Below are 23712 nucleotides of genomic sequence, written 5' to 3'. Positions count from 1 at the left end.
GCTAGCCTTGAGGCAGCGGTAAAAAGTCACACGTTTAACGGCTTGAAGGTGCTAGCTTGGCGGCTAGCAGTGCACGAAATAGTCCATTCATCAGCACCGGCTCATCGTGGCGAATCTGGAACCCAGCCTCGCTGAGCAGTGACTGCGCTTGGCGGGTAATATCGGTTGCCAATGCCGAAGTGAATAGGTTGAGAGTACGCCTGCCTACACCTGCCAGTTGAGCATCGGGTTGAAATTTATCCATTACGCACAGTTGACCGCCTACTTTTAGCACCCGGTTAGCTTCGGCCAGTCCTCGCTGTGGGTCAGGCATAACCGCCAGAATCAAGTGCATCACCACTACATCAAAGTGTTCGTCGGGGTAGCTGAGTGCCTCGGCATCCATCACACCACACTCCACATCGCGGCGCAGTGCCTCGGCCCGTTTTGCGGTGCGTTTCACCATGGCAGGTGCAATATCGGTGGCGTGCACTTCGATATCATGGGGCAGAAAAGGTAAGTCTAACCCCGTTCCGGCGCCTACCAGTAGCACTCGCATACCGGGCTCCCAGTCCACTTGGCCAAGTGCGATACGTCGGGGCCGGCGAAACGCACTGGCGGCGACCGCATCGTAGAAGGGCGCGTAAGCGGTATAGCGCAGTCGGTTCCATGCAGTGGTGTTGAACATAACGCCTCTTTGCAGCGCAACGCTGCGATTGCTGAACGGCTGGTCAGACTACCTATAGCATGAAAGCAATCATTCAACCAATCGCGAGTGCGCATGTTATGTAACTCATTTTAAAAAACCAGTGTTGTAAAGTTTATAAAATAAGTCATGTTTAATTCACTTTTTTATAAACTGGTAGGAGATTGATTTCTCTCTAGTTGAATATAAGTAACGAGTGTTGATTGGCCTTAAGATGATAGTGGCGAGTGTTTGTCATTATGCATCATTATCCCTTCTGTAGGCGTGTGGCTAAGTTTTCAACAATATCGATAACGAGTTTGCGATCATTTTGATTTAATGGGGCCAAAAGCTGCTTCATTCTGCTTGACTGATCATCGATATGAAAACTGGCTTGCCCAAACAGCTCTGCAGCCTCGCAGTTGAAAATTTCAGCAAGCTCTATTAGACGCACAATATTGGGTATCACCCGCCCGCGCTCAATGCGCGAAACGGCTTCATTGCCAACACCCAAGCGCTCAGCAACTTCTTCCTGGGTTAATTGACTGCGAACCCGCTGTTTTGCAATGGCCCTGCCGATACTGCCCGCTAGCCGTTTCTGTTCTGTTTTATTCACAATGCCCTCCATTAGACCTAGATGGTTGAGGAACGACCTATTGACATGAAGGACTGTTTAGGTTGAATATCATCTTCTAAGGTTGATTTGGATGCCGATAGTTACTTTTTGTTTCATTGGATTACTCTCTGAAATGTGTGATGCAGCGATGGGAAGTTAATTGGGTATCCAAATAAGCATAAACACTTAGGTGTATATGGCTGCATAGATGAAAAACCTACAGCTATGATTTCAATAGCTGAACGTGTATCGGTAGACATAATAGTTGAATGGTTTTAAAGATTAATGTTTGAGTGGTCTTAGTCTTTTTGGAAAGTTTTTTAAGGGTTTAAATGTAAAGAGTTATTAAGTGTTGAGTGGTTTTCCATTTAGAGGTTTTAGCATTGGATCAGTTGCCGGAAGCGTTAATGGCGCGACGGGTGTGTTTTTAAAGAAACTTTTCAGGATGAACGAGAGAAGCTTGATGTGTAAATCTGAAGGCGCTTAATAACATGCCACCTACTTCTGCACCAGAGATTTTTCGACAGTTGGCGGATAAGTTGTCCTGCGTCAGTGAAGAGGGTTTTTTTCAGCACCTTGCGAGATCCTTAGCGGATATCCTCGGGGTTGATCATGCCATTGTTGAACATGTCGATAGCCACCAGAGCATTGCGACCACGCTGGCGGAGTGGTCTCAGGGTGAATTCATTGAGATGGTTCCATATTCACTTCAAGGTACGCCATGCCAGCAGGTCGCTGATCACTCCAGGCTGTTTGTTGCTTCCCAAGTTCAACAGCGGTTCCCGGATGATCAGCGCCTGGCTGCCCTGGGTGCGGAGGGGTACTTGGGTATCTCCATAGCCGCGCCTGGCGGCGGTTTTTTGGGTGTTATTGCGCTGATGCACTCCTCTGTTTTGAGGCTGCCTCCGTATGCCGACGAAGTGCTGCGTATCGCTGCGGCGTTAGCGGGCGTCGAGTTGGCGCGCCAGTTAGCGGAGAGTCATACGCGCGAACGCCTGCTATATAAGCAACGGGCGCTGCAACGCATTGGTCAACGCAATGAAGCACTGATCAACACGATTAATGCGCAGCAACGTTTTCAGCACGCCGTGGTTAGTGTGGCGACGGCGGTTTCGGCTGAAAATGGCGAAGCGTTTCTGCACCAACTCACCGCCCATATGGCCGAGGCATTATCAGCCGAAGTAGGCTTTATTGGGCTGCTGGATGCGCAAGATACTGATATAGCGCATACCTTAACGCTGTATGTAAATGGCCAGCGGCAAAGCAATTTTGCCTATTATCTTCCCGGTGTTCCCTGCCACAAGGTGATGGTGGAGCAGGAGTGTATCGTTCACGAGGGCGCCGCCATTATGCTGCCTGCTGAAAGCAACGGGGCGCTGTCTTGGGTAAACGGCTATGTAGGTCGACGGCTGGATGATAGCCATGGTCAGCCCATGGGGCTGATTGGCGTCATGTTTAAAAAGCCGCTGGACGATGTGGAGGTTGTGCGCAACGTATTGCAGATATTTGCCGCACGGGCGGCGTCCGAACTTGAACGCCAGCAAGACGAAGTACGTATACGCCAACTCGCCTTTTGTGACCCCGGCACTCAATTGCCCAATCGCGCTGCCTTTATGCGTCATTTAGAGTGGGTGGTTGCTGATACCCAGACCTCTGAACTGGCGCTACTGTTGTTAGATCTTAACCATTTCAAAGAGATTAACGACACCGCTGGGCACGACCTGGGTGATTTAGTCCTTAAGGCCGTTGCCGAACGCTTTGTAGCCTCGTTAACGGAGGGGCAATACCTGGCCCGCTTGGGTGGCGATGAATTTGTGGTGGTTTGCCCAGGTGTTGAAGCAAACGGCGCGTTAGCCACTGCTCAGCGGCTGTGTGACAGCATCGCGCTGCCGTTTATTGTTGAGCAGCACTCTTTCGAACTCTCGGTGGGCATCGGCCTCGCGCTTTATCCTCAGCATGCGGCAACGCCATTAGAGCTGTTGAAACACGCGGACATTGCCATGTATCAAGCCAAACGGCAGAAGCTTTCCGTGTGTGTCTTTGAGCCTTGGATGGGGCGTTTCGTTGCGGAACAGCTGCATATCGCCAAACGCTTAGCGTCTGCCATTGCAGAAAAACAGCTGAGTCTCCACTTTCAGCCCCAGGTCGATTTACACAGCGGCAGGCTAATTGGCGCTGAAGCCCTGTGTCGCTGGCACGATGAGGAACTGGGCGACGTTTCGCCGGGTAAATTTATTCCTATTGCGGAGGAGCGCGGCATGATCGTTGCGCTCGGCAGTTGGGTAGTCGAGGAAGCCTGCAGGCAGCTTGCTGCATGGCGAGAGCAGGGGCACACCATGATGCCGGGTCAGTTGGCGATTAATATTGCCGCACAGCAATTTGAAGAGGAGGACTTGGTGGCCAGCGTGCTCAATCGCTGTGCCCAGTTCGGCATTGAAGCGTCACAACTGAGCCTGGAAATTACCGAAAGTGGCATTATGGAGAATCCTGAAAAGGCGATTGCCATCACTGAAGTGTTAAAGAGCAAAGGGCTAGGGCTATCCATTGACGATTTTGGCACCGGGTATTCATCGCTTGCTTACCTAAAGCGTTTCGCCGCTGACAAAATCAAAATTGATATCTCTTTTGTGCGCGATATGCTTACCAGCGACAATGACCGAGTCATTGTGGCGACTATTATTGCCATGGCGAACACGCTGGGCCTTGAGACCATTGCAGAAGGCATAGAGAACCAAGACCAAATCACCGCGTTGCTGGCAATGGGCTGTGCTCAGGGGCAAGGCTACTACTTTGACCGACCTTTACCCGCCGAAATGTTTGCCCATCGCTGGCTTCGCTAAATCAGTAGAGCGATTTTGCCTAAAGCGTTCGCGAAGGACTCCCTCCAAGCCCGCTATCACTATTAGACCACCCGCTTAAGGTGGCGCCTGTTCACGCGGCCAAACGAATCGAGCAACTTCTAATTTTTGCCTCAGCCCTTTCAAAAAGCCCGGTCAGTCAGGGTGCCAAGTAGTCTAGACTCATGCTATACCTAAGCTGTAATCTCAACTTCATATGCGCTCACGGTGTGTGCTTTAGCGATGGTGAGCAATAGCAAAAGGACGCATTTAGCTGATCGAAAGGACTCAATCGTATGTCGGTTCGGCAAATAAGCGAATTTGAATTCAGTCAAAGGATTGTACAGGAGCATTACGCTAAATGAGTGGATCGACCCCGCGAAATAAACTTTCACGTCGAAAAGGCTTTTTTTCAGTAGCCGTACTAGGCGGGTTACTGGTTGGAAGTCTCCCTGTTGAGGCTTTGGCGTTTGGCTTTGATGATGTCGCCAGAAGAGCAGAGGAGCTCTCCCAGCAGGGCTACCGTGCCCCAGAAACCTCGTTGCCAGACGAACTGCGCGAACTCAGCTATGCACAGTATGCGCAAATACAGTACAAGCGCGATCGCGACGTATGGAGCGGTAAAGGCGCACCTTTCACACTGAGCTTTATCCCTGAAGGCATGCATTATGACAGTGCTATCCAATTAAACAGTATTGATCAGGAGGGCGAGGTTCACGCCTTTGCTTACAACCCTGACGACTTTACCTACGGTGATTTAGACATCTCCGACGATGTTAAGCAGAGCGATGGCTTGGGTATCGCCGGCGTCAGAATCAACCACTCACTCAATGGTGTTGATAGTAATGAGGTGATGGTATTTCTAGGCGCAAGTTATTTTCGCGCCGTGGGCAGTGGCCAGGTTTACGGTCTTTCAGGGCGTGGGTTGGCCGTTGATACGGGATTATCTTCGGGCGAAGAGTTCCCCCGTTTTAGCGAAATTTGGATCGTCGAACCAAGCCCAGAAAGTCAGTACTTGACGATTTTTGCCCTGCTGGACTCGCCTAGCGTTACCGGTGCCTACCGCTTCGTGCTACGTCCCGGAGAAGATGCCTTAGTCGACGTACAGTCACGGCTCTATCTGCGTCGGGCGGTTGAGAAGTTGGGGATTGCACCGCTAACCAGTATGTATCTCTACGGCCCGGAGCAGCCCTCATCGACACAACACTATATCCCGGCAATTCATGACTCGAATGGCCTATTAATCGATGATGCCCAGAATGGCTGGCTGTGGCGCCCSCTAGCCAATCCGGCCAGATTAATGATGAATAGACATGCAACGCCTCAGTTACGCGGTTATGGCCTAATGCAGCGCGGTCACAGCTTTAGCGATTATCAGGCTATAGACGCACGTTATGATCTGCGTCCAAGCGCCTGGGTTCAGCCACAAAACGAATGGGGGGCGGGTAGCGTTGAGCTGATTCAGATTCCGACTGACAACGAGACCAACGATAATATCGTCTCGATGTGGCTGTCTGATGAACCCCATGAGCCGGGCACGCCGCTGGCGTTCGATTACCGCCTTATGTTCACTACTGATGAAAGCCGTCATCTTGATCCTCAGCTTGCCTGGGTTGAAGAGACGCGTCGCTCACGGGGCGAGGTGGTTCGCGATGACTTAGTGCGTGAGCCAGACGGTACACTCGCCTTCGTTCTCGATTTTGTCGGGCCCTCGCTTGAAGGTATCGGCAACGGTGCAAATATAAGCGTTGAGGCAAGCGTAGGCGAGAATGGCGAATTGGCCGCTAGCCGGGTTGTACATAATCCGGCCACTAATGGTTGGCGTGTGTTTGTCAACGTGAAGCGCAATAACGGCAATCAGCCTTTGGATATTAGGGCCAAGCTAATGCTTGATGGCAAGCCACTATCTGAGACTTGGTACTATAGGTTGCCTGCCAATGGCTGAGAAAATGTCTTCTTCGCAGGCAACGCCAACGGATTTTTATTTAGAGCGGTTGGCGTTGGAGACCCAGGATCGTGAGGAGCGCTACAAGTTACTGGTCGGTGATCTTGATAAACACGAAATGGCTTCGCTGCATGCGGCGTTAGGCGGGGCTATTGAAGACCAAAGTGACGACAGCAATGACCCAGCGGCATTATCTGTGGGGCGGCGCTTGGCGCTTGCCTATGCAGAGCCGCCGCTAGCGCCGCAGGAAGCGCTGTCGACGGACACGTCGGGCATTACACGACTGCGCACTGCGCCAGCGATGAAGCGAACGCCGCTGGCCCCTCAACAGTGGTCGACCAATCCTTTTGTGAATATTGGTCGACGCTTCAAGCGCTGGGCTAACGGTGATTTCCGCCGGCGCAAAAGAGCGTCACCCTCCGCGTCTTGGAAGTGGGTCGCCTCAAGGCGTCGTTGGATTTTGCTGGTGCTGATTTTTGGTCAAAGTATCATTGCCGCCAATCAGATGCGCACTGTACTCCCCGGCCAAGGCCTGCAGTGGCTTGAGATCACTATCCTATCGTTGTTTGTGCTGCTATTCGCCTGGGTATCCGCCGGGTTTTGGACGGCCTTGATGGGGTTTTTCCAGCTATTACGCCGCCATGACCGTTACGCCATTGATAGCGAGGKGGGTGACGAGCCGATTGATGATGAGGCACGCACAGCGTTGCTGGTGCCCATCTGTAACGAGGACGTTGCCAGGGTATTTGCCGGAGTGCGCGCCACCCTGGAGTCTTTGCGCAGCACGGGTAATGATCGGCATTTTGACATCTTCATCCTGAGTGATACGTCCGATCCCGATACTGCCATCCAAGAAACCTATGCCTGGTTGGTGTTATGCCGCGACCTAGAGGCCTTCGGGCAGGTCTTCTATCGCCGTCGACAGCGTCGTGTGAAACGTAAGAGCGGTAACCTTGACGATTTTTGCCGGCGCTGGGGGGCACTCTATCGCTATATGCTGGTACTGGATGCCGATAGCGTCATGAGTGGTCAATGCCTTACCCGGCTGGTGCAAATGATGGAGGTGCATTCCAAGGTTGGTATTATCCAAACGGCGCCACGCGCTTCCGGACGTCTCAATTTGTACGCTCGCATGCAGCAGTTTGCGACGCGGGTTTACGGGCCACTGTTTACCGCCGGGCTGCATTTTTGGCAGTTAGGTGAGTCGCATTATTGGGGCCATAACGCGATCATTCGCCTAGCCCCGTTTATGCAGCACTGCATCCTAGCGCCACTGCCCGGGAAAGGCTCCATGTCGGGCGAAATTTTATCCCACGATTTTGTCGAGGCAGCGCTGATGCGACGCGCTGGTTGGGGGGTATGGATTGCCTACAAACTGGAAGGCAGCTATGAGGAAATGCCGCCTAACCTGCTTGATGAGCTCAATCGTGACCGGCGCTGGTGCCACGGCAATTTGATGAACTTCCGGCTGTTTTTCTCGCAAGGCATTCATCCCGTGCATCGGGCCGTTTTCCTGACCGGTTTAATGTCTTATCTTTCTGCGCCGCTATGGTGTCTTTTCTTAGTCCTGTCTACCGCACTTTTAGCCGTGCATACGTTTAGCACGCCCGACTACTTTCCTGAGCCGGGGATGCTGTTCCCTGTTTGGCCACAATGGAACCCCACCTTAGCGGTGGGGTTGTTTGGTGTGACAGCGTTACTGCTGTTCTTGCCTAAGCTGCTCAGCGTATTGCTGGTGTGGATACAGGGTAGCCGTCAATTTGGCGGGCCACTCAAGGTGTTAGCGAGCATGGTGCTTGAGTCGCTATTCTCGATGCTATTGGCGCCAGTCAGGATGCTGTTTCACACCCGCTTTGTMCTCACGTCATTGATGGGGTGGGCGGTTCAATGGCGCTCACCATCGCGGGAAAACAGTGACACGACGTGGGGCGATGCCTTCCGGGCTCATTGGAGCCAAACTTTAATAGGGGCTGTGTGGGCAGCGGGTGTTTACGTTATGGAGCCGACATTTCTGTGGTGGCTCTCGCCCATCGTTTTCGCTTTGATGCTGTCGATCCCGGTATCGGCGCTGTCGAGCCGTGTTTCGTTAGGGCGGTTCTGCTTCCAAAAGCGGCTGTTCCGGATTCCCGAAGAAACGCAGCCGCCACGGGTGCTGCGGCGCATGGTGAGCTTGCTATCCCGCATGAACACAGGAATGGCGGCACCGTCTTTTGCCCAAGTGGTGGTAGACCCCGTGCCAAATGCATTGGCCACTGCCCTAGGCACGTTGCGGCACACCGATGCCGAGCCACTACGCCGACGTCGAGCCGAGCGGGTTGCACGCGGAGTAAGGATGGGGCCAGCGGCAATGAGTCGATTAGAGCGTTTGGATTTCCTCGACGACCCGGTGATGCTGTCGCAACTGCATTACCACATTTGGGACGACCGCAAGGCGCACCACAGTTGGTTTGATTGTGGTCTGCCAGGGCGTGAATCCAAGCACCTACCGACCTTTAACTAAGCTTACTAACGCACGTTTAATAACTACCGCATTTGATCAGGCCAGCTGAGAGGCTGGCTTGTATTGCCTATCGCTATTGCCGAGTTGCTCACAACGCTTTCGCATGCAGCGTCTGTGAAGGAGACTCCCCAAACTGCTGCTTATAGTCGTGGGCGAATTGACCCAGATGCCAAAAACCCCAATAGGTGGCTATGCCGGTTACCGACTGCTCCGGTGACGCTGCTCTCAGCGCCCGACGCACGCGATTCAGTCGTGTCAGGCGTAAAAACTGTAGTGGGCTAATGCCTAGAATAGTCGTAAAGCTGTATTGCAGCGTGCGGCGGCTAACATGGGTTAGCTGGCAAAGCTCCTCCATGGTCACCGGACCATCCAAGTGCTCGTCAACATAGCGCTTAACGCGATCAACCACTTCCTTGCGGTGGGCGTAGCTGGGCGGCAGCTCAGCGCCAGGCTGCTCGGTTTGTAGCAGTTCCAGCAGCGCCATAAGCAGAATATCTTGATGAATATGGCTGGCGATCGCCAGGGTTTGGCAGGTGAGTAAACGTTCGATAAGAAACGACACCGCATTAAGCGTTTCCTTATTCGCTTGCCGTCGTGGCCTTGCCTGCCAGCTTTTATCCAAGCTTACGCCCTGCCGTTGGGCGGCCTCTGCTAATGCTGGCAACTGAATCACTAACCCGTAGATGTCGAAGTCCTCTGGGGTGACCAGTTCAAAATCCCACCCGCCGGGGCGGCACATCACCTCGCCTGCGCTAAGCGCTTGACCATTGATACGCGCCCCCTGGCGAGTGGTGGGAAGCCCGATCCACAGTGAGTTAGGCCACACCCGACAGTCCTGGCGTAGTGCTTGCCCAGTATGCTCCTTAAACACCTGCATGGTTTCTAATGCCACTTCATCCAAGCGACCATAGAAGCTGCCAGGGCTAAGCTGGTCGTACTCCTGCTGCCAGCGCGTCAGGTTTTGCGCGTGCTCATCGGCATCAAACGCTTCCTGGACGCATCTTTTTGGTGCAAATGCGCTGTCGAGCGTGGTCATGGGGGGCTCCTCGAGGCGTTATGCGCGCTCAATACTGCTTGGTTAACGCCTTAACTTTCTGTATTTGTTTAAATTTATAAAATATTACCGGGTTTGCCAAAACTCGATACTCGCTATCTATTGATAACGCTATGGTAGAAACAAGCAAGTTTTATACCTCAACGCGCAGTCAGCGCGATTAAACAGCAGACGTCATATAAAAAAGGAAAGCCCCATGGCGCAGACCTATCACACCACGGTGGGGAGCCGCAGCTACCGCTTCGCAAGCCTAACCGAGCTGATGGCCAAGGCCACGCCGCCTCGTTCCGGCGACCGTTTGGCCGGCGTAATGGCGGCGAGTGCCGAAGAGCGTGTGGTCGCCCAAATGGTATTGGCCGAACTGCCGCTCACTACCTTTTTAAACGAAGCGTTGATTCCTTATGAAGAGGATGAGATCACCCGGCTGATTATGGATGACCATAATGCCGCCGCCTTCGCTCCTATAAGCCACCTGACCGTGGGCGATTTTCGGAACTGGCTGCTCTCCGATCACGCCACCAGCGAGGTACTCACGGAGGTGAAAGCGGGAATTACTCCCGAAATGGCCGCCGCTGTCAGCAAGCTAATGCGCAACCAGGATCTGATTCTGGTCGCCAAAAAGTGCCGGGTCACCACGGCATTTCGCAACACAATCGGCCTGCCGGGGCGGCTCTCTACCCGACTCCAGCCTAATCACCCCACCGACGATGTCACCGGCATTGCCGCCAGTATTCTCGATGGGTTGCTGTATGGCAGCGGCGACGCGGTGATCGGCATCAATCCCGCCACCGATAACGTCGCCCAGAGCGTCAAGCTGATGCGCCTGATGGACGAAGTCATTCAGAAATATCAGATCCCTACTCAATCCTGCGTGCTTACCCACGTCACCAATACGCTTGAGGCGATTGAGCAGGGTGCCCCGGTTGATTTGGTGTTTCAGTCAATAGGCGGCACCGAGGCGACTAACCGCAGCTTTGGTTTTGACTTAAGCACCCTGGCGGAAGCGGAAGCGGCGGCGCAGTCGCTTAACCGCGGCACGGKGGGGCGCAACGTGATGTATTTTGAAACCGGCCAGGGCAGCTCGCTCTCCGCCGATGCCCATCACGGGCTCGACCAGCAAACCTGCGAGGCCCGCGCCTATGCCGTGGCGCGCAAGTTTAATCCGCTGCTGGTGAATACCGTGGTGGGGTTTATCGGCCCTGAATACCTGTTCGACGGCAAGGAGATCACCCGGGCGGGGTTGGAAGACCACTTCTGCGGCAAGCTGTTGGGCGTGCCCATGGGCTGCGACGTTTGCTATACCAACCACGCCGAGGCCGACCAGAACGATATGGATAACCTGCTCACCTTGCTGGGTGTCGCGGGCTGTAATTTTATTATGGGCATTCCCGGCTCCGACGACATTATGCTCAATTACCAGACCACCTCCTTTCACGACGCGCTCTACGCCCGGCGGGTGCTGGGGCTAAAAGCGGCACCGGAGTTTGAGCGCTGGCTCGAAGAGATGCAGATTTTCCAGGATATCAGCACCCATCGGCTCAACGACCAACTGCCTGCTGCCTTTGCCAACAGCCTGCGCCACCTGCCCCAGGAGCCTCGTCATGGTTGATAAGCCAACATCGCCCATCGTCGTCGAAAACCCCTGGGAGCGGCTGAATGCGTTTACCGATGCGCGCATTGGTTTAGGGCGTGCGGGGGTTAGCCTGCCCACTAGCAAGCTATTGGCGTTTCAGTTGGCCCACGCCCAAGCCCAGGATGCGGTTCACTGCCCGCTGGATGTAGCAGCGCTGGCCACCGAGCTGACGGATACGCTTGGTTTAACCACAGCGCCAATTCGCCTGCATAGCCATGCCCAAGACCGCGCTATGTATCTTCAGCGACCTGACTATGGTCGTCGCCTTAGCGATGAAACCCGCCAGCAGTTGCAGCAAGCGGCTGCTTCTCAGCAGCGTTATGACCTTGCGGTGGTGATTGTCGATGGACTCTCTGCGCTGGCCGTGCAGCAGAACAGCGCGCCATTTCTTAGCACGCTCTATCAGATGTTAGGCAATGAAGCCGCTGATTGGCAGCTAGCGCCGCTAACCATTGTTGAGCAGGGCCGAGTGGCCATAGGGGATGAGATTGGCGCTCTGCTCAACGCTGACGCCGTGCTGGTGATGATCGGCGAACGGCCAGGGCTAAGCTCGCCGGACAGCCTGGGGCTGTATATGACCTGGGCACCGGAGCCGGGGCTAAAAGATGACCGGCGCAACTGTATTTCCAATGTGCGTCCGGCGGGTTTGCAGATCGAGGAGGCAGCTCGACGCTTCTTTCTGCTGTTAAAAGAGGCCCGTCAGCTCAAGGTATCCGGGGTTAAGTTAAAAGACCGCAGTGAGGACGATGTGCTGGAGGGTGACTCCGCTTCCGGTTCAACACGCAACTTTCTGGTCGCTGATTAACGMCCTTGGTACACGGCAACAACCGTATAACAGCAGTCGTATAACAGCAGTCGTATAACAGCAAACGTATAACAATCAGGACGTAACAATTCTCCAATAACAATGTGGAACGCATGAAGTAGCCCATAGTACAGCACGCCGCTGACGACTATTTCGTTCCACACCATGAGGGCAAAACGATGACGCAACCATCAGTTGATCAAGCGTATCTGGCCAAACGCCAGCTGCGCAAAGGCACCGCCGGCTGGATACTGCTGGCAGGGCTTGGGGTTTCCTACGTGATTTCCGGTGACTTCGCCGGGTGGAACTTTGGCATCGCCGAAGCGGGCTGGGGTGGGTTTGCGATTGCCGCCTGCTTAATGGCGTTGATGTACTTAGCGCTGGTGCTGTCGCTGGCGGAAATGTCCGCAGMAATTCCCGCCGCGGGGGGCGGCTACAGCTTTGCCCGCCAGGCCATGGGGCCGGCCGGTGGTTACTTGACCGGACTTGCGGTATTGATCGAATACGCACTGGCGCCAGCGGCGATCGTGATTTTTATCGGTGCCGCGGTGGAGTCATTGCTGGGCATTAACGGCCCGCTGGTGTATCTGCTGTTTTACGCCGTGTTTATTGGCATCCATCTGGCGGGCGTGGGGGAAGCGCTCAAGGTCATGATGGTGATTAGCGGCTTGGCGGTGTTTGCCATTCTGGCTACCGCGGTAGCGCTGATTGGTGATTTTGACGCCGCCAACCTGTTTGATATTGCCCCCACCGATGCGGCGGGCGCGAGCACCTTTATGCCGTTTGGCTGGTACGGGGTTTGGGCTGCTTTGCCGTTTGGTATGTGGCTGTTTCTGGCGGTAGAAGGCGTGCCGCTAGCGGCGGAAGAAGCCAAAGACCCGGCGCGGGATATGCCCAAAGGCATTATCGGGGCGATGCTATTTTTGCTGTTCACCGCCTTGTTAGTCGTGGTGCTGCTCGCCGGTGCGGCGGGGGCTGAAATGATCGGCCAAAGCGGCGTGCCGCTGGTTGATGCGCTGAACGCGGCGGGTAACCCGACGCTTGCTACGCTGGTCAACGTGCTGGGCTTAGCGGGGCTGATTGCCTCCTTCTTTTCGATTATTTATGGCTACAGCCGCTTGGTGTTCGCGCTCTCCCGGGCAGGCTACTTACCTAAGCAATTATCGCTGACCAGCGGGCGTAAAGTGCCCTATCTGGCGCTGATCGTGCCGGGTGTATTTGGCTTTTTGGTGTCACTCAGCGGTGAAGGTGACCTGATGTTGGGGATGGCCGTGGTCGGCGCGACTATTTCCTATGCGCTGATGGCGCTGAGCCACATTATGCTGCGGGTACAACAACCTGACCTGCCGCGGCCGTATAAAACCCCTGGCGGTGTGGTGACGTCAGGTATTGCGCTGGTACTGTCATTGGTCGCGCTCACCGGGGTGTACGCTTTTGATCCCCGCGCGTTTAACTACACCATCGTGCTATTTATCGCCGGGGCGGCTTACTACTTCTTCTACAGTAAAAATCATCTGGTGGCGAAAACCGCCGAGGAGGAGTTTGCGCTTGTGTCCGCTTCACCGGAGGAGCTAGACGAGAGCGACCCCGCTCCGGCAGCCGCTGCTAAGCTGTAAGCGAGCCAACGATTAGGCTACTGTGATAAGCCCCTGGCGGTAAGACGCCAGGGGCTTTTTCTTATCTATTAACCGTTACGAGGTGGCCTTATGGCGCTGACCTTTAATAATCCTGGCGAACAGCAGCGCTGGTACGCGGTTGACGATGGTGTCATGGGCGGTGTTTCCCATAGCGGGTTTAGCGTTATCGAGGGTGAAGGCCGGTTTCATGGCGACGTGTCGTTGGAAAACGGCGGTGGCTTTGCCTCCGTTCGTCGCGAACCCAACGATTTTGAACCCACGCTGGCGGATGCCCAGGGCATAGCGCTAACCGTGCGGAGTGATGGCCGCACCTATCAACTTCGCCTGAAAAGCACCTCTCTGGGCGATGCTTCCGCTTACCGCGTGAAATTTACCCCTGCCCAGGATACCTGGGAAACGCTGCACTTCCCCTGGAGCGCCTTTGAAGCAGTGCGGCGGGGAACCGTGTTAAGCGACGCCCCCACTATTAAACCGAGTGATATTTACCAACTTGGCTTCTTAATCGCTGACCGCACCGCTGGGCCTTTCTGTTTGCAGGTCAAGCGTATTGAGTCTGTGAGCTAACGCGCATGGGCTACCCACCAAGGTCGTCTCGCATGTAGTGTGCCGTTACGCGAAGCTGGTAGAAATAATCAGGAGTTTAGCCAGTGAAACACTCACCGGGGCAGCGCTTAGCGACAACGATTTTGCACGGCTTTGACGAGTATCGTGCGCGCTTTAAAGAGATCACCTTTGACGCCAGCCGACGCTTCCGTGAAGCTGCGTGGCGTGATGCCCAGTTGGCTTCGGCGGAGCGCATCAATCTGTATAAGGAAAAAATCGACGTCACCCTGGGGCGCTTAAAGCGTACTTTTGACCCGGAGGTGGTTTCACACTGTGAGTGCTGGCGGGAAGCGCGTAACTACTACGCCGAACTGATCAGTCACCGGCTCGACTTTGAGCTGGCGGAAACCTTTTTTAACTCGCTGTTCTGCGCCATTTTCCACCACCGCCATATCCGCAACGACTGGATGTTTGTGTATAGCTCCCGGGAGGATGCCGCCCACCGCTCGGGGATTGAACTGTGCCGTCGGCACAAGGTCAAGGGCGATTGGCAGGCCGCGCTCAAGTGGGCGCTTCTCGATGCCCCGTTGGATAATCGCTTTGCTGATATAGATCAGGACACCCACCTCGGCGCCAGCTTCTTACAGCAGCACTTACCCGCGGCGATGTTGGAAGCTGATGACACTGAAATCGAGCTGCTGAATAGTGTCTTCTACCGCAATAAAGGCGCCTACCTGGTGGGGCGTATCCGCGGTGGCGGCGAACAAGTGCCGCTGGTACTGCCCGTGCTTCATGGTGAGGGCTTTGGCGAGCAGCAGGGCGGAGACCCCTGTCTGCACCTGGATACGGTGCTCATCGAAACCGACGAAGTGTCGATTATTTTCTCCTTCACCCGCGCCTACTTTCAGGTTGAGGTACCCGTGCCCAGGGAGTTTGTCGATTACCTGCAGCAGCTAATGCCGCATAAGCCGGAAGGTGAGCTCTACGCTGCCATCGGCTTCTTCAAACATGGTAAAACCGAGTTTTTCCGGGCGCTGAATCGTCAGGTGGCGAAGCGTGAAGATCAGTTTATTATCGCCCCAGGTGTGCGTGGCATGGTGATGGCGGTGTTTGTACTGCCCAGCTTTCGCACCGTCTTTAAGATCATTAAAGATAAATTCGACCCGGCCAAAGACGTGACCCACGCCGTGGTGCGCGAAAAGTATCGGCTGGTAAAACGCCATGACCGGGTAGGGCGCATGGCGGACACCCAGGAGTTCTCCAATTTTACCGTACGTCAGGACCATTTTTCGCCGGAGTGCCTGGAACACTTACTGGAAGTGGCCCCCTCCACGGTGATGCTAAGAGACGACAAGGTCATCATCAAACACTGCTATACCGAGCGCATGATGACGCCGCTGAATATCTATCTGGAGCATTGCAGCGACCAAGAGCAGGAGATGGTGCTTAAGGATTACGGCAATGCCATTAAGMAAATGGCGGCAGCCAATATCTTTCCCGGCGATATGCTGCTGAAGAACTTTGGCGTTACCCGCCATGGTCGGGTGATCTTCTACGACTACGATGAAGTCTGCTACCTCACCGAGTGCCGTTTCCGGCGTATCCCTAAATCCTACGGCAATGACTTCCAGGGAGGCGACACCTTATCCATTGGGCCTAACGATATTTTCCCAGAGGAGTTTGGGCCCTTTATGTTTGCCAATAAAGCGCTGCGCGATATGTTTATGCACCAGCATCCAGAGCTCTTCGACCCGGATTACTGGCTGGAGCTGCAGCAGGCCATTATCGATGGTCGCGTCATTGACGTTTACCCTTACCGTAACAAGCAGCGCTTTGCGGGCAGCATCGGCCAGCTAGTATATTAGGTGGCTATTGTAAGGTGCAGTGAATCATAAACGACGAGGTAATCATGGCAGCAAGCCCGCATTTGGTGGTGTTTACCGGCTCGGGGATTAGCGCCGAGAGCGGGATTAAAACCTTTCGTGCCAGCGATGGCCTGTGGGAGAACCATCCGGTTGAGGATGTGGCTACCCCCGAGGCATGGCAGCGTAATCCGCAGCAGGTGTTGGATTTCTATAATCAGCGCCGCGAGCAGATTCGTCGCGCCAAGCCTAATGCCGCCCATAAAGCGCTGGCTGGCCTTGAGCATGACGGCTTTAACGTCAGCATCATTACCCAGAATATTGACGACTTGCACGAGCGAGCAGGCTCCCGCCAAGTGCTGCACTTACATGGTGAAATCTTAAAAGCGCGCTCCTCCATCGACGAACGCATGCGCTACCCGCTGCTCAAGGGGGGAATTGAGCTGGGTCATGTCTGCGATAAAGGCAGCCAGCTGCGTCCCGATGTGGTCTGGTTTGGCGAGTCGGTGCCGCTGTTTGAAGATGCCTGTGAACTCGTCAGTCAGGCTGACTTTCTGCTGGTGGTCGGCACATCGCTGGCAGTCATGCCCGCCGCTTCGCTGCTCTCGTACATTGACTACGACACGCCCTGTGCATTGGTCGACCCAGAGGCGGATAGCCTCAGCCCGCCGGGTGTGCTGGCAATCAATACCACCGCTGGAGAAGGCGTTCCGGCGTTGGTCAATCGCTGGAAGCAGCAGGGTAATTTGCTGTTGTCTTAAAAATTCGAGMCCCGATCSGCACAGCCTTCTGCGGGGGCGCTGTGAACCCGTCCATGGGCGCTACTTTTGTCATCCATGACAAAAGACCCCCGCTACAGGCTGATCCGATCTCTTGTTAAGTAATCATTTTGGCTTTATTCAGGCCTTAAGAACCACGCCTTCATTACGTCGGTAATCTGGGTAATTTCCGCTTCCGAGGTGATGTAGGCGGGCATGGTATACAGCCAACGGCCAATGGGGCGCAGCCAAACGCCGCGCTCGCGGGCGAAAACGCCTACGCCCTTTAGCGCCTCGGCGGAGTGCGCTTCGATCACGGCGGTGGCGCCGAGCACTCGAACGTCGGTCACGGACGGGTGCGCGTTCAGCGCTTGGKCTTCCAGTAGCTCACGCTGCAGCTGCTGGCTGAGCTTCGCAATTTTGCCCAGGTAATTCTCTTCCTCGAAGACGCGCAGGCTTTCCAGCGCCACCCGACAGGCCAACGGGTTGCCCATAAAGGTAGGCCCGTGCATAAAGGCGTGCTGGGGTGTATCGCCGATAAAGGCGTCGTGGACACGATCCGTGGCGAGCGTTGCGGCGTGACCTAAATAGCCGCCGGTCAAGCCTTTGGAGAGCACCATAATATCCGGCGTGACGCCTGCGTGGTCAGCGGCAAACAGCTTACCGGTGCGGCCAAAGCCGGTAGCGACTTCGTCAAAAATTAGCAGCACCCCAAACTCATCGCACAGTTCCCTGGCGCCAGTAACATAGTCCGGCGAGGTCATATTGAGCCCGCCAGCTGCTTGTAAAAGTGGTTCCATCAACAGCGCGGCGATCTCATCATGGTGGCGCTCAAGTACGCTACGCAGGGCGCTAAGGTCGTGCTCGACCTGTTCAGCGGTGGCATCAAAAGGGGCCGTGGGGGCCGGAGCAAAATGGTGCTGGGGCAGTAGGCTGGCGAACAGACTGTGCATGCCTTCTTCAGGGTCGCACACTGCCATGCAGCCGGTGGTGTCACCGTGGTAGGCCTTCATCAGCGAGAGCATCTTGTGCTTACCGGGGTTGCCGGTGAGCACCTGGTACTGGAGGGCCATTTTCATCGCCACTTCCATGCCCACCGAACCACTGTCTGAATAGAAAACGTGGTTCAGCCCGGCGGGGGTAATGCGCACCAGCTCGCGGGCCAACTGGTCGGCGGGGTCGTGGGTTAAGCCGCCGAGCATCACATGGCATAGCTGGCCTGCCTGCTCGCGAATGGCCGCCACCAAGCGCGGGTGGCCGTAACCGTGGATCATGCACCACCAGGAGCAGGTGGCGTCCAGCAGGCGTTCGCCGCTCTCAAGCACAAAGTGAGCGCCGTCGCCGTTCACTACCTTGGGGGCGGGTGTCTGGGTTTTTAGGTGTGCATAAGGATGCCAAACCGGCGTGTTCATAACGGCTCCAGGGATAGGTAGGGGGCGGCAGTCGCGGCACTGGGGGCATCAAGATGCGGAATAATGCCTAAACAAGGGGCTTCAAGTTTGGCATTTAGATGCGCGATGTTGGCCTCAAAGCGTGCCGCGTTAGTGGCAAAAGCGGAATCCACCACGCTGCCCACCCAGCCGGCGAGTGCCAAGCCGTCGGCMCGGATGGCTTCCGCCGTTAAGCGGGCATGATTTAAGCAGCCTAGCTTTAAGCCGACGGCCAGAATCACCGGCAGCTCAAGGGCCATCGCGAGGTCGGCAAAATCCTCCTGGTCGTTTAACGGCACGCGCCAGCCACCGGCGCCTTCAATCAGGGTGATATCTCTGGGTGTTTGGCTAAGCGTTTCGCGCAACAAGCTAACGATAGCGCTAACCTCAAGCGGCTGGCCCGCCTCTAACGCGGCAAGATGGGGCGCAATGGCGGGGGCAAAGGCGATGGGGTTTATCGTGGCATAGGCGACCGGCGGCACACTCTGCTGCTGTAACGCCACTGCATCATCATTCCGCAGACCTTCGCTAGTTTGCTCGCTGCCGGAAGCCACCGGCTTAAGGCCCAGCGTGCTCAACTGCCTTTGGCGGGCGGCGTGCAATAAGCCGCTCGTCACTAATGTTTTACCCGCATCGGTATCGGTGCCCGTCACAAACCAAACGTTCATGGCGATTTTTCCAATTGCAGTGTTAAACAGTGGTAGCTCACGGGTAGGCCTTCCGGCTGGCGGAGTTTTTCAAAGCGTGCTTGTGCGGCGGCGATGTCATTTCGGCTAAGGCTGGCTTGTGGCCGAGCAATCTGGGCGCCGACACCTTTGATAGATGCCATCACCGCCTTCAAATCAGGGTAATAGAAGCGCTCAACGGTGGCCGCCTGGCGGGCAATGGTTAAGCCGCTTTCACCGATGGCCCTCTCGACGCTGGCGCGATCAGGCGTTTGCAGCAGCGCCTCGGGGCGCTGCCAGGCAAAGGCGATCTCCTCAAGGGTGCCGGGCAGCAGCGTGGTGATATGCGCCTGCCCACCGGGCTTGAGTACCCGGTAAAGCTCCTCCATCACCGCGCCAATATCGCGACACCACTGGACCGCCAAGTTGGAAAACACTAGATCAAAGGCATGCTTACCAAACGGCAGTGCCGCAGCGTCACCCGGTTGCCAGTGGATACTTTCACCATAGCGCTGGCGGGCCTGGTCGAGCATACCGGGGGCGATATCTAGACCCGTTACGCGGGCTTGGGGGTAGCGCTCAGCCAGCCGTTGAGTCCAGAAGCCGGTACCGCAGCCCATATCCAACACGTTAAAAGCGTGTGGAGGTAACGAATCCCAAAGCATCTCGCCTATGTGGCGCTGGGCAGTAGCGAGCACATCATAGCGGGGCGCAGCCCGGGAAAAGGCGTGGGCGACCCGTGCTTGCCAGTTAACCTCGCTGTTCAGCATTAGGTCGCTCATAAAACCGCCGTGCTGACGTTAGTCATCTGGGTGGCATGACGAACAATCGCGGCGGCGAGCACCTGGGGCTGCGAAAGCATCGGGCAGTGGCCGACACCGCTTAGGGGTTCGCTTATACGGCGCTGGGCAGGGTTGATGAAAGGATCATGGTCGCCGGTGAGGCGCACTACCGGGCAAGGGGACGCTGCTAGCCTTGAGCGATTATCAATCGACGCCAGCCAGTGCAGGCCGGAAGCTAAGGTGGCGATATCGGCAGGCGGTGTATCGCCCAGCAAGTCCTGCAGCTGCCGGTAAGCGTGTCTGGGGCTGGGCTCCCCTTGTGTCTGCCAGCGCAAAAAGTGTTGCCAGGTTGCGGTGGGATCGCGCTGAAAGGCGCGCTGAAAAGCCTTTAGCTCGGCGGTGGTAACGCCATCAACGGCGCAGAAAGTGGCGCCCGCGCCTAATAATATAAGCCCCTTCGGGGCCGGGAGGTAGTCGAGCAGGGCGGTCGCCAGTAGGCCGCCCAGGGACCAGCCTACCCACACTGTATCGTGGGGTAATGACGTGGCCATGGACTCCGCTAACTGCGCCATGGTCGCATTAGCGGGTAGCGCGGGGGTATCGCCATCACCTTCACTATACCCCGGCCAATCGATAGGCTGAGCTTCAGTCTCACGCGGCCAGTAGGCTTCAAGTGACTGCCAAATACGACGGTCAATGCCCCAGCCTGAGAGCAGCACTAGGCGTGGGTAAGGCACAAAGACTCCTCACGCTGACACGTTGTTAGCGCTGCTAATAACTGATCGATATGCTCACGGGTATGAACTGCGCTTAGCGTAATACGCAAGCGTGCTTCACCGCTGGGTACCGTCGGTGGGCGAATCGCTCCTACGTGTATGCCCCGCTGTTGTAGTTGCGCTGCCCAGCTTAGGGGGTGCGCTTCATCACCTAAAATCAGTGGCTGAATAGGGGTGGCCGAATCGTTGAGCGGGAGCCCTAAGAGAAGCGCTTCGCGGCGAAAGAAAGCGATATTGGCGTTTAGCTGGGTGCGGCGTTCCGGTTCACTCTGAACGATCTCCAGCGCTTTTAAAGTCGCGGCGGCAATCGCCGGGGGCTGGGCGGTGGTATAGATATAGCTGCGTGAAAACTGAATCAGGTGCTCAATTAGCTCGGCATCCCCGGCTACAAAAGCCCCGGCGGTACCTAATGCTTTGCCCAGGGTTCCGACCAAAATCGGCACCTCGGCACTGTTCCAAGTGCTGCCCACGCAGCCGCTGCCATTTTCACCCAGTACGCCCACGCCGTGGGCGTCGTCGATCATTAGCCAGGCGCTGTGCTGCTGACTGACTTCGACAAGCGTGGCGATGTCGGCGATATCGCCATCCATACTGAAAACACCATCGCTGACTACGAGTTTGTGCGCGCACTCACTGCGCGCCAGCAGGCTTTCCAGATCAATGGCGTCGCGGTGATGAAAACGCCGTGAGCGGGCACCGCTTAATGCGGCGCCATCAATTAGCGACGCGTGGTTGAGTCGGTCTTGGAAAATAGCCGTATGGCGATCTGCCAACGCCTGCAGCACGCCGATATTGGCCATATAGCCGGTAGAAAACAGCAGCGCACGTTCGCGGCCTGTCCAGCGCGCTAACGCTTCTTCCAGGGCGTCGTGAATCTCCAGATGGCCATTGACCAAATGCGAAGCGCCTGCACCTGCACCGTAACGGCGAGCGCCTGCTGCCTGGGCCTCACTAACACGCGGGTCTTGAGCAAGACCCAGGTAGTCATTACCTGCAAAGTCGAGGGTATTGCTTTTGGCTACCTGACGAGCTCGCCAGCGCTCAGTCTGTTGACGATGAGCGCTGGCGTCGGCCAGGCGCTGTTGCCACGCTTTAGACACTGGCGTCTACCGCCAGATCGGCAACCCGTTCGGCGTGCACTTGCTGCTGTGCCTGTTGGGCAAGGCGTGCCGCTTGGCTATCTTCGCTTTCGCAGGTTCCGCGCTTTTCAGGGTGCAGGCCCAGCTTGGCAAATAGGGCGCGGTCGCGATCTACCTGGGGGTTGCCGGTGGTCAGCAGCTTATCACCGTAGAATATCGAGTTGGCGCCCGCTAAAAACGCCAGCGCTTGAGTCGATTCGGTCATCTGCTCACGGCCAGCGGAAAGTCGCACATGGCTCTGGGGCATCATAATACGGGCGACGGCAATAGCGCGGATAAACTCAATGGGGTCTAAATCTTCGACGTTTTCCAGCGGCGTGCCGGGTACTTTGACCAGCATATTGATGGGTACGGACTCCGGATGCGGGTTAAGCTTGGCCAGCTGTTGCAGCAGGGCGCTACGATCCTGGGCATCTTCGCCCATGCCAAGAATGCCGCCAGAGCAGACCTTCATACCCGCATCGCGTACGTTAGAGAGCGTTTCCAGCCGGTCGCTATAGGTGCGGGTGGTGATAATTTCGCCGTAGTACTCCGGCGAGGTATCCAGGTTGTGGTTGTAGTAATCAAGCCCGGCAGTAGCCAATCGGCTAGCCTGTTCGCCATCGACCATCCCCAGGGTCATGCAGGTTTCCAGGCCTACGGCTTTCACCTGACGAACCATCTCTTCGACCAGCAGTAAGTCTTTGTCCCGGGGGCTGCGCCATGCCGCACCCATGCAAAAACGGCTGGCACCAGCTTCTTTGGCTGCCTTGGCTTGTTCGACTACCTTTTCAATTTCCAGCAGCTTCTCTTTCTCCAGCTGGGTGTTGTAGTGGCCGGACTGCGGGCAGTACTTGCAGTCTTCCGGGCAGGCGCCGGTCTTGATCGACAGCAGGGTAGAGACCTGCACCGCGTTAGCATCAAAGTGGGCACGATGAACCTGCTGGGCTTGAAACAGCAGATCATTGAACGGCAGCGCAAAAAGCGCGTTGATCTCATCCAGCGTCCAGTCGTGACGTTGTTCATGAAGGCAATGTTCATGAAGAAGCTGTTCGTGATGCACGGTCATGGTGTAAACCTTTTTACCTTTAATAGTTGACGAGACTTTAGCGGCGTTGCGCTTTGGGTGTCAACGTTGGAAAATTTTTAGGTTTACGGTGGTGGTGAGGAAATATGCTAGCCTTTATAAAATTAGCGTGTTGAAAAAAGTAGGCAAGGAGAGCGGCTATGCGTTTGAGCGACTATCAGCGACAAATGATCGTCCAGTCAGTGAAAAACTGCTTTGGCGCCCAGGCGCGTGTAAAGCTGTTTGGTTCCCGTACCGATAATGGTCGCCGTGGTGGTGATATCGATCTGCTGATCACCACCGACATACAGGATGTTAACGATATTGTACGAGCCGAAATGCGTTGCCAAGTACAGTTGCAGCAAGCGCTTGGCGAACAAAAAATCGATATGTTGATCGATTATCCAGGTCGAGGAAATTATCCACCTATTTTCAGCCTCGCCGAACAGTCGGGGATACCACTATGAGCCAAGATGTTTCTCAACATCGCTTGCTAGATGCTTGGCGCGAGTGTCAGCGTCATCGGCATTTTATTGACTATGCGTTATCGTCTTTGCAAACACCGTTGCCACTGTCCGGCGAGAGACTTGCGTTATTAAGTGATGCTGAGATCCAAAGCTTGGATCAGTTCGTACTTCGATTTGGTAAATTACAGGATGCTATTGGGGCGCGATTACTCCCTTCAGTACTGCTGTACCTCCAGGAGCCTTTTGAAGATCGGCCTATGCTCGATAAACTTCATCGTCTCGAAAAGCTGGGTTACATCGAAGATAGTGAGCAATGGCAAGCGTTACGCATGCTACGAAATCGTTTCGCTCATGAGTACCCGGATGATCCCGATAAAAATGCGGCCATTTTAATGCTGGCGATTGAGTCGGTAGCCAGTTTGGAAGCGATTCTGAAACGTATTGACCAAAAGCTTGCACTCTCTTCCATCTCATAGCCCTGATCTCATAGATAAGCACCTAGCTGATTAGTAACCCCCTGCTTTATACTCTGCGCCCTTTTTACTGTTAGTTGT

At 55.4% G+C, this 23712-nt stretch carries 20 protein-coding genes; 11 read left to right on the top strand and 9 right to left on the bottom strand.

Annotated elements, in window-relative coordinates:
* Positions 1–34 precede the first annotated feature (34 nt).
* Together HALO_RS19820 and HALO_RS19815 are read right to left on the bottom strand one after the other, a co-directional pair.
* Positions 35–667, bottom strand: coding sequence for a class I SAM-dependent methyltransferase (locus HALO_RS19820; RefSeq protein ID WP_035576626.1), 633 nt, complete (start codon positions 665–667; stop codon positions 35–37).
* Between the two features lie 265 nt (positions 668–932).
* Positions 933–1280, bottom strand: coding sequence for a helix-turn-helix domain-containing protein (locus HALO_RS19815; protein WP_035576627.1), 348 nt, complete (start codon positions 1278–1280; stop codon positions 933–935).
* 491 nt (positions 1281–1771) lie between these two features.
* Between HALO_RS19815 and HALO_RS19810 the strand changes: the two genes are divergently transcribed.
* The 3 genes from HALO_RS19810 (at position 1772) to mdoH (ending at position 8562) form a co-directional block, all read left to right on the top strand.
* Positions 1772–4120, top strand: coding sequence for a putative bifunctional diguanylate cyclase/phosphodiesterase (locus HALO_RS19810; protein WP_035576628.1), 2349 nt, complete (start codon positions 1772–1774; stop codon positions 4118–4120).
* 358 nt (positions 4121–4478) lie between these two features.
* Complete coding sequence (locus HALO_RS19805) at positions 4479–6062, top strand: glucan biosynthesis protein G (protein WP_035576629.1); 1584 nt, start codon at positions 4479–4481, stop codon at positions 6060–6062.
* Between the two features lie 4 nt (positions 6063–6066).
* Complete coding sequence (gene mdoH, locus HALO_RS19800; RefSeq protein WP_231896763.1) at positions 6067–8562, top strand: glucans biosynthesis glucosyltransferase MdoH; 2496 nt, start codon at positions 6067–6069, stop codon at positions 8560–8562.
* A gap of 88 nt (positions 8563–8650) precedes the next feature.
* Here mdoH and HALO_RS19795 read toward each other — a convergent pair whose 3' ends face one another.
* Entirely contained in the window at positions 8651–9598 is a 948-nt protein-coding gene (locus HALO_RS19795) for a helix-turn-helix domain-containing protein (protein WP_035576631.1), read from the bottom strand.
* A 214-nt stretch (positions 9599–9812) separates the two neighbouring features.
* Here HALO_RS19795 and HALO_RS19790 point away from each other — a divergent pair, with 214 nt between their 5' ends.
* The 6 genes from HALO_RS19790 (at position 9813) to HALO_RS19765 (ending at position 16857) form a co-directional block, all read left to right on the top strand.
* A complete protein-coding gene (locus HALO_RS19790; protein WP_050713919.1) occupies positions 9813–11225 on the top strand; it encodes an ethanolamine ammonia-lyase subunit EutB in 1413 nt (470 codons plus the stop codon).
* A complete protein-coding gene (eutC, locus tag HALO_RS19785; RefSeq protein ID WP_035576633.1) occupies positions 11218–12054 on the top strand; it encodes an ethanolamine ammonia-lyase subunit EutC in 837 nt (278 codons plus the stop codon). The genes HALO_RS19790 and eutC overlap by 8 nt, the downstream gene beginning before the upstream one ends.
* A 179-nt stretch (positions 12055–12233) precedes the next feature.
* Positions 12234–13670: an ethanolamine permease gene (gene eat, locus HALO_RS19780; protein WP_050713918.1), complete on the top strand. Its 1437-nt coding sequence runs from the start codon at positions 12234–12236 to the stop codon at positions 13668–13670.
* A 90-nt stretch (positions 13671–13760) separates the two neighbouring features.
* Entirely contained in the window at positions 13761–14255 is a 495-nt protein-coding gene (locus tag HALO_RS19775) for a CIA30 family protein (protein WP_035576636.1), read from the top strand.
* An 83-nt stretch (positions 14256–14338) separates the two neighbouring features.
* Positions 14339–16099 carry a bifunctional isocitrate dehydrogenase kinase/phosphatase gene (gene aceK / locus HALO_RS19770; RefSeq protein ID WP_050713917.1) on the top strand — a complete coding sequence of 587 codons (1761 nt, stop codon included), beginning with the start codon at positions 14339–14341 and terminating at the stop codon, positions 16097–16099.
* A gap of 44 nt (positions 16100–16143) precedes the next feature.
* Entirely contained in the window at positions 16144–16857 is a 714-nt protein-coding gene (locus tag HALO_RS19765) for an SIR2 family NAD-dependent protein deacylase (RefSeq protein WP_050713916.1), read from the top strand.
* Between the two features lie 134 nt (positions 16858–16991).
* Here HALO_RS19765 and bioA read toward each other — a convergent pair whose 3' ends face one another.
* Genes bioA through bioB form a run of 6 tightly spaced genes read right to left on the bottom strand, consistent with a single transcriptional unit; the run spans position 16992 to position 22694 of the window.
* Positions 16992–18266 carry an adenosylmethionine--8-amino-7-oxononanoate transaminase gene (gene bioA, locus HALO_RS19760; protein WP_050713915.1) on the bottom strand — a complete coding sequence of 425 codons (1275 nt, stop codon included), beginning with the start codon at positions 18264–18266 and terminating at the stop codon, positions 16992–16994.
* Positions 18263–18952 (bottom strand): dethiobiotin synthase, encoded by a 690-nt coding sequence (bioD, locus tag HALO_RS19755; protein ID WP_035576640.1) that lies wholly within the window; start codon positions 18950–18952, stop codon positions 18263–18265. The genes bioA and bioD overlap by 4 nt, the downstream gene beginning before the upstream one ends.
* Positions 18949–19731 carry a malonyl-ACP O-methyltransferase BioC gene (gene bioC / locus HALO_RS19750; RefSeq protein WP_050713914.1) on the bottom strand — a complete coding sequence of 261 codons (783 nt, stop codon included), beginning with the start codon at positions 19729–19731 and terminating at the stop codon, positions 18949–18951. The genes bioD and bioC overlap by 4 nt, the downstream gene beginning before the upstream one ends.
* Positions 19728–20468 (bottom strand): alpha/beta fold hydrolase, encoded by a 741-nt coding sequence (locus tag HALO_RS19745; protein WP_050713913.1) that lies wholly within the window; start codon positions 20466–20468, stop codon positions 19728–19730. Before HALO_RS19745 ends, bioC begins: the two co-directional genes overlap by 4 nt.
* Positions 20450–21607: an 8-amino-7-oxononanoate synthase gene (gene bioF, locus HALO_RS19740; protein ID WP_050713912.1), complete on the bottom strand. Its 1158-nt coding sequence runs from the start codon at positions 21605–21607 to the stop codon at positions 20450–20452. The genes HALO_RS19745 and bioF overlap by 19 nt, the downstream gene beginning before the upstream one ends.
* Positions 21600–22694 (bottom strand): biotin synthase BioB, encoded by a 1095-nt coding sequence (gene bioB, locus HALO_RS19735; RefSeq protein WP_050713911.1) that lies wholly within the window; start codon positions 22692–22694, stop codon positions 21600–21602. The genes bioF and bioB overlap by 8 nt, the downstream gene beginning before the upstream one ends.
* A 158-nt stretch (positions 22695–22852) precedes the next feature.
* Here bioB and HALO_RS19730 point away from each other — a divergent pair, with 158 nt between their 5' ends.
* Positions 22853–23158, top strand: coding sequence for a hypothetical protein (locus HALO_RS19730; protein ID WP_035576646.1), 306 nt, complete (start codon positions 22853–22855; stop codon positions 23156–23158).
* On the top strand, positions 23155–23634 hold the full coding sequence (locus tag HALO_RS19725) for a hypothetical protein (RefSeq protein WP_172821688.1): 480 nt from the start codon (positions 23155–23157) through the stop codon (positions 23632–23634). The genes HALO_RS19730 and HALO_RS19725 overlap by 4 nt, the downstream gene beginning before the upstream one ends.
* Positions 23635–23712 lie beyond the last annotated feature (78 nt).

This window comes from Halomonas sp. R57-5 (genome assembly GCF_900070345.1).
Taxonomy (GTDB): domain Bacteria; phylum Pseudomonadota; class Gammaproteobacteria; order Pseudomonadales; family Halomonadaceae; genus Vreelandella; species Vreelandella ventosae_B.
This window is presented reverse-complemented; position numbering and strand designations above follow the sequence as displayed.